The sequence below is a fragment of the Nonomuraea sp. NPDC003754 genome, assembly GCF_053605785.1.
On sequence record NZ_JBSGJX010000097.1, the window covers coordinates 1 to 6,312 of the forward strand.

9 protein-coding genes are annotated in these 6,312 nt (G+C 68.2%); 1 reads left to right on the forward strand and 8 read right to left on the reverse strand.

The annotated features are described in order from the left end of the window. From ACWEVS_RS45735 to ACWEVS_RS45770, 8 genes are all read right to left on the reverse strand, one after another. Window positions 1–195 (reverse strand): transposase (locus ACWEVS_RS45735; RefSeq protein WP_452557460.1); only part of this gene is annotated, 195 nt, incomplete at its 3' end. Between the two features lie 260 nt (window positions 196–455). Next, complete coding sequence (locus tag ACWEVS_RS45740; RefSeq protein WP_452557462.1) at window positions 456–986, reverse strand: hypothetical protein; 531 nt, start codon at window positions 984–986, stop codon at window positions 456–458. 753 nt (window positions 987–1,739) lie between these two features. Beyond that, window positions 1,740–1,889: a hypothetical protein gene (locus tag ACWEVS_RS45745; protein WP_452557464.1), complete on the reverse strand. Its 150-nt coding sequence runs from the start codon at window positions 1,887–1,889 to the stop codon at window positions 1,740–1,742. Window positions 1,890–1,916: 27 nt separating this feature from the next. Continuing rightward, the gene (locus ACWEVS_RS45750; protein ID WP_452557466.1) at window positions 1,917–2,948 is read right to left on the reverse strand and encodes a serine hydrolase domain-containing protein; all 1,032 of its coding nucleotides are present in this window, start codon (window positions 2,946–2,948) and stop codon (window positions 1,917–1,919) included. A 222-nt stretch (window positions 2,949–3,170) separates the two neighbouring features. After that, window positions 3,171–4,064, reverse strand: coding sequence for a carbon-nitrogen hydrolase family protein (locus ACWEVS_RS45755; protein WP_452557468.1), 894 nt, complete (start codon window positions 4,062–4,064; stop codon window positions 3,171–3,173). An 84-nt stretch (window positions 4,065–4,148) separates the two neighbouring features. After that, the gene (locus tag ACWEVS_RS45760; protein WP_452557470.1) at window positions 4,149–4,499 is read right to left on the reverse strand and encodes a hypothetical protein; all 351 of its coding nucleotides are present in this window, start codon (window positions 4,497–4,499) and stop codon (window positions 4,149–4,151) included. A 119-nt stretch (window positions 4,500–4,618) separates the two neighbouring features. Continuing rightward, a complete protein-coding gene (locus ACWEVS_RS45765) occupies window positions 4,619–4,819 on the reverse strand; it encodes a helix-turn-helix domain-containing protein (protein ID WP_452557472.1) in 201 nt (66 codons plus the stop codon). Between the two features lie 84 nt (window positions 4,820–4,903). Continuing rightward, window positions 4,904–5,128: a hypothetical protein gene (locus tag ACWEVS_RS45770; RefSeq protein ID WP_452557474.1), complete on the reverse strand. Its 225-nt coding sequence runs from the start codon at window positions 5,126–5,128 to the stop codon at window positions 4,904–4,906. 208 nt (window positions 5,129–5,336) lie between these two features. Here ACWEVS_RS45770 and ACWEVS_RS45775 point away from each other — a divergent pair, with 208 nt between their 5' ends. After that, complete coding sequence (locus tag ACWEVS_RS45775; RefSeq protein ID WP_452557476.1) at window positions 5,337–5,678, forward strand: histone-like nucleoid-structuring protein Lsr2; 342 nt, start codon at window positions 5,337–5,339, stop codon at window positions 5,676–5,678. Window positions 5,679–6,312 lie beyond the last annotated feature (634 nt).

A 6,312-nucleotide genomic window follows, 5' to 3' on the forward strand; every position in this document is an offset into this window, starting at 1 on the left:
CGGCAGATGTTCCCACGCGATCCCGGTGTGCAGCACGAACAAGATGCCCTGCAACGCCAGCCGATCATCCAGCCGCTTGCGTCCCGGATGTCGGAGCCGGCGCTCACGTTTGGGCAGCAACGGTTCGATGACCTGCCATAACTCGTCACCGACCTCCCACGGCTTCAGCCGGGTCATCCCCGCTCCTCTCGCCATCACTACAGCGAGAGATCAAAGCACAACAGAGATCATTCTGTTAGCCCCTTTAAGGGGATCAGTTGTCGTCACGCGGCCATGCTGGCAGGCCATACCGACAATCAGCCGAGATCGGCAGCCACCCCGGGGAGGCAGCCGAGGTCTTCGCCGACCTCATACCGCTCACCGTGCTGCCCATCCACCTGCCGCCCAAGGGCAGCCCGCTACCTGCCCCCGAGGAGCACGCCCTGGCCGCGCTTACTCGGGGCTACCGCCGCTGGTCAGACGATACGGATCTCGGGGAGCCCGCATGGAAGGGTGGCGGCCACCCACGCCAGCTCGGCCCGGTCCTGCTCGATGGCCGCCACAGCCGCCGCGAGGGCCGCCTCCCGGGTCGGCCAGCGGTCGCCGACCTTCGTCCTCCGGCCGTGGAGTCCTCGCCAGGCGTGCCATCGGCCGCCGCGGGCCCGGCTGGCGGAGGCAGCCGTCATCGGTGTCGACTGCGCCCAGTCCCACTCGCGTAGCGCCCGGCTCCAGGTGTGGCCGCGCGGAGCGGCTTCGGCGAGCATCTCCGGCCGGGCGAGGGCGCGCCATCCGGCCGGCAGCGGGGTGCCCACCGGCGCGCGGGCGATGCGTGTCTCGGCCCGCCACCACGCGCCGTCGTGCCAGAGGCAGCCGTCCGGGTCCCACCAGCGGCCGTCGTGCTCCTCCCATGTCGTCTCGACGACCACGGTGGCGCTGGCCCAGACGCCGTCCGGGCGCGGCCCCGGGGCCGCGTACTCGATGCCGCCGGCAAGGGCGGCGGCTGCCAATGCGGATCGGTGCGGGAGGCATAGAGGGCGGCCACGTCGATGCTGGTCCACAGCCCCACCAATACGGCGGCCGGGCTGGGATCGCCGCAAGCCACCGCCCGGCTGTAGGCCCGGTAGGAGAAGGTGAGGCCCCGCGTGGTGGGCCGTACCCAAAAGCGCGGCCCGATCTCGATATAGGAGTCATCCCCCCACACCGGGCGCAGGTTCACCAGCCCTCTCGGGTACGGCTCGACGGCGACGTCGACGACCGCATACGGGTCGCTCGGCGTCAGCTCGATGCGTCCGGTGCCATCCCACCAGTGCCAAGGCGGCGGCAGGTCGGGGCCAGCCGAGACGGGCACGATCGCGACGACGGCGGTGGGCGCCGGGCAAGCGTTGGACAGGGCGGGCATGCAGGGGCCTCCTTCATCGTGAGGTAGCACGATCAGGCCAGCACAGGAAGGCTGGCGCAATGAGGCCCGGGAACCCGCTCGGTCCCTGGGAATGGCGCCACTCTACGCGCGCTGGCCGACAAATCGAGGACCCGGCTCATGGATCTTCGGCGCCGTCGCAGCCGCTCACCGCCCGCTGGCCAGCCAGACAGGCCCTGTCGGCGCAGCGACCACGATCTGCAGTATCGCCCGACTGACTTCAGCCCCATGGTGGCTCGACATTCACGACATGCACCCGGCAGCGTACGCCGAGCTCAATGGTGCAGTGGGTGATGACCCTGCTACGTCGACGGCATGGTGCGCAATGCCATCGACCGGGTCGTCAACGCGCCAGAACCGCCGGTCGGGTTGCCCGTCTCGCCACGTCGGGCTCGCTGACGGCCGGGCCTCGTGCCTGGTGCACGAACACCCTGCGGGAGATCATCACGCGGGCCTCCTGGCCGTTCTTGTGCGCCCGGGACGCGGACTTCATGCCTTCCTCCCGTGTGGGTGAGGGATGTCAGCCGAAAGCGAGCGTACGGAAGGTGTCGCGGATGGTCATGAGAGGTTCGCGGTTACGGCTGTAGTAGATCTTGTTGGTGAGCAGGACAGCCCACCGGCCTTGTTTGGGGGAGATCCACATGCCGGTGCCGGTGAACCCGTAGTGGACGTGGCTGTCCTCTTCGGGGCTGGTGCCGGGGGCGGGGTACCAGAACAGGCCGCGTGCCGGCGTCAGCGTTCCGGTGTGGACCTGAAGGGACTCGGCCACCCAAGCGGGGCCGAAGCTGACCCGGCCCGGGTCCAGGAGGTGGCGCTGGAAAAGTGCCAGGTCGCCGAGGACGGAGAAGACGCCGGCGATCCCACAGACGCCGCCGAGCAGGCGGGCGGAAAAGTCATGGGCGACACCCTTGAGGTGGGTGCCGGTGTCGTGGTCGAGTTCGGTAGGCGCGCACTGGGCGGCGAGTTCCGGTGGCAGGGGGCCGAAGCGGGTGTTGGCCATGCCGAGCGGCTGCCAGATTCGCTCGTGGGCGAGCTGGGCGAGAGGGCGGCCGGAGAGGTATTCGGCGAGGTAGCCGAGGATGAGCGCGGCCCGGTCGGTGTATTCGACGGCTTCGCCGGGCGGCCGGTGCAGTGCCTCGCGCAGGACGCCGGCGCGGATGGCTTGGGGGTCGGTGCCGTACAGGTTTCTGAGGTTGGCCCGTAGCGGCACGCCGGCGGTGTGGGTGAGCAGGTGCCGGGCGGTGACCTGGCCGAGTGGGTGGCCGGCGACCTCGGGCCAGAAGCTGTTCAGCGGGTCGTCGAGCGGGAGAGCACCTGCTTCCCACAGGGTGCCGATGCAGGCCCAGACGGCGAGGATCTTGGTGAGGCTGGCGGTGTCGAAGACCGTGCCGAGCCGCATCGCGGCGGATGGGTCGGCGGGGTCGGTCAGGCCGCAGGCTCCAGAGTGGAGGATGTCGTCGGCGTCGCCGATGGCCCACACCGCACCGGGAAACACCTGCCGGTTTACCCCGTCGCCGAGGAGCTGGGTGATCTGGTCACGCAGGTCGGCCATGAATGTCCTCAGGATCGCCGGGATATTGGATGTCAGCGTAGGCCGGTGGCGTACTGGGGTGCGCGCAATCGCGCGTGTCAGGCGCTCTCGTGGCTGAGCGCTCTCAACGCAGCTGCGGTGGCGCTGAGCGGGAAGCGGGCGGCGTTGCGGAGACCGGCTTCGTGCCAGCGGATTCCTGCCCTGGCCATGCTGGTGGGGTGGCGCCGGGCCTGGACCGCACGATCAGAACGTCGTGCGTGTCTCGCTTCGGGGATCCCCCGGCACCGCTCGACCGTCATAGAGCCCAGCGCGTGCCAGGCGACGCCAGGGCCGGGCGAGGCGGACGGAAACATCGATATCCGCTTCTGTCGCATCCAGGTCGAGATCCGCCACGGCCAACGCTGGCCGACCGTTCGCCGGACAGCGGGCGAGCCAGCGACCGCCCGGCGCGACGATCCCCGATGGCACAGTCGAGCTGAACTGCGCCGGGACGGAGTACCCGATCCAGTAGCCGTACAGCCTCCCGTACGCCTGCGCGAGCAACGCTCGCACCGCGTCGTCGACCATTACCGACAGCAGCACGCAGTCCACGTTCAGGCGCTCGTACTCGGCGAACACCTCGGGAAACTCGGCCTCGATGCACAGCGCGCACCCGAATCGGATGCCGTCGATCTCGAAGATGACCGGGGACGAACCGGGTGAGTACATGAAGGAAATCTCAGTGTGCGACAGGAACCGCTTGTCGTACCGCGTGACCAGCCGGCCCTGATCGGACACCACGTACAGGCTGTTGTGCGGCCGGTTCGGCGGGGTCAGCGGGTGGATCGAGCCGAAGGCCACCCAGAGCCCAAGCTCCCCTGCCAGGTCGGCGATCGACTCGGCCTCCTCGCGCAGCACGCCCCATGGGACCCGGCTCCAGTCCGACGCGCCCAGCGTGCCAGGCGGCCCCGAAGACATCACGTGCTTGCTCGGATACGTGATCGCCCCCTCCGGGAACTGCACCAAACGCGCCCCGGCCGCGCCGGCCTCCCGCATCAGACCGCGTACTTCAGCACCACTCGCCCGCAGCGTCGCCGGATCGGTCGGATCCTCGGGCACCGTGCTCTGCGCCACCGCCAGCCGCAATGTCCTAGCCATCCCGGAGACGATAGGGCATGTGTCGAGCGGGCACGGTGAGCGCGGCTGACAGCGGGAGGGCGGGCCGACGAGGGGAAGCGGCGATCAGGACCAGGCAGGCCGCGCCCGCCATCTGCCGGCCGTCCGGCGAGCGGCGATCACCAGGCCCTCATCGCAGTCGCGTGCCATGTGTACGACGTCGTTGCGGGCCTTGCCGACACGCAGGACCCCGGCGTCCCTGGGGTTGTACTCGCCCTGAGGAACCACGTATAGCGTGTACTGCCCCAGGTCGGCGTCATACCCGTACTCCCGCAGGCGGTTCTCAGCGTAGGGATTCAGGTGCCAGCCGTGGCCCGTGTCGGTGACGAGCGCCCACGACGCGGGCGGCTCAGGGCGAGAATCCACGGAGCGGAGCACCGCAATCACCGCCACGGCGTCGGTCAGCTGGCGGCTCATGGATCTTCGGCGCCGTCGCAGCCCCTCACCCGGGAACGCCAACGCCCCGTCCGCGCACCGCCAGACGCGGAGCGCGGGGCGTTCTCTGCGCGCAGGTGCCCTCTCTGGCCGCGCCCCTGTTATCGGTGCCGGACGGGCGCGCCCGGCCCATCCAGCTCCACTCCCCTCCCTCTCAGCCAGATGGTCACCCGCCGCGGCGTGCACCCCAGCTCGGCGGCAATCTCCCTCAGCGTCCGGCCCTCGTCACGGTAGAGCGTCACCGCCCGGTCGGCGCGCGGGTCGTCGACCTTGAGCAGGTCGTGCTTGGCGGCCCACCACACGACGGTGGAGTGCGAGAACCTGCCACCGCCGGCGAGGTCTACCGCGTGCCGAGCGATGGAGGCCAGAGACCACCCATCAGCCAGCTACGGCTCCAGAAAGTCCCGGGTCAGGACGTCTCCCCAGGAGCCGCGCGTGCTGGTATCCGCGCCGCGGTGCTCGATGTGGTGCCGGATAAGGGCCCGGTAGATCGTCGACTCATCACGCCGGGCTTCAGCGGCGATTTCCTCGACCGTTGCGCGGTCGAGGAAATAGCGGCGGATCAGCCACCCGCGGCTCAGTTGCTGGTTCGCGTTGGTGGCACGCCTCATGTGGCCCTCTCTTGGTCGCGCGGCTGTCTTGCTTAAAGAAGCAGAGCATGAGAATGCTGAATTCGTCTGCTGGCAAGCGCTTGTGTAGGTATAGGGTTCGTGCAACACGCCGATGACTGTCGAGCGTGGATTACTGCTACGCCTACACGGTATAGCGTTGGAGAAGTCAGCTGAGCTGATCTCAGCATACCGATTTGGGGACTGATCAATGGCTAGGCAGATCGTAGAGACTTTCATTGATGATCTTGATGGGACTGTTGCTGAGCGGACCACCAAGTTTGCTCTCGACGGTGAGAACTACGAGATCGATCTGTCGGGAGCGAACCGCGAGAAGCTGGAGAAAGCTCTCGCTCCCTACATTGTCAACGCGCGGAAGGTCGTGCAGTCGCGCGTTGTCCGAGCCGGTCGCGGTGGTTCACGTGGCAGCGCTGCGATGAGCCGGGAGAAGAGCGCCGAGATTCGCCAGTGGGCCAAGGCGCATGGCCTCCAGGTCAGTGAGCGTGGCCGTATCTCCTCCTCTGTGGTGGAGCAGTACGAGGCCGTTCACTAGGACAATCACTCAAGCCCCCTCCTTCTTCGGAGGGGGCTTTTCGCGTTCTGGAGAGTAGACGGGGCCGAGGAGTGAGGTATCGATGAGGGCATCGACCATGTCTGCACCAGTCGCGCGAATTGCTGTGGCACGACTTGAAGAGCGTCAGTCCGCCTGTTGATTTCGACGGATTGGAGGAGTGTAAGAACGACTTTGCCGCATGGTCGTGGTGACGCCCTTCGATTTCCTGCAGACCGAGATCGGGTGTGGAGTCTGAAGTCGGTGCCCCGCAGCCTTGCCCTCTGGCGTGGGGGCAGAAGGCCCGGCCAGGGCGCGTGGGTCGCCGTCGAGGCTGGGCGGGTCTCCAGGATGGCCTCGGCGTCGCGGTCCCGGCCGCTGGTGCCTTTGAGATCGACGGCGACGAGGTTCTTGGCGGCTGTCCACGGCGGGGAGGGTCATAGCGTGCTTCTGCCGCTAACTAGAAGACCACTGAAGATCTTGATCTATGCCTGTCCGGGGTGGGTTGAACGCCCTGCCGTCAGGCGGTGGCCAGCCCGAGAGTCCAGACACCGCCGGTGTGGGCGAGCCCAAGGCGGATCAGTGTGCGGAGACTGAGAGCCGCAGCGCGGGTGTGTAACCAGGCGTCGTTCTTCAA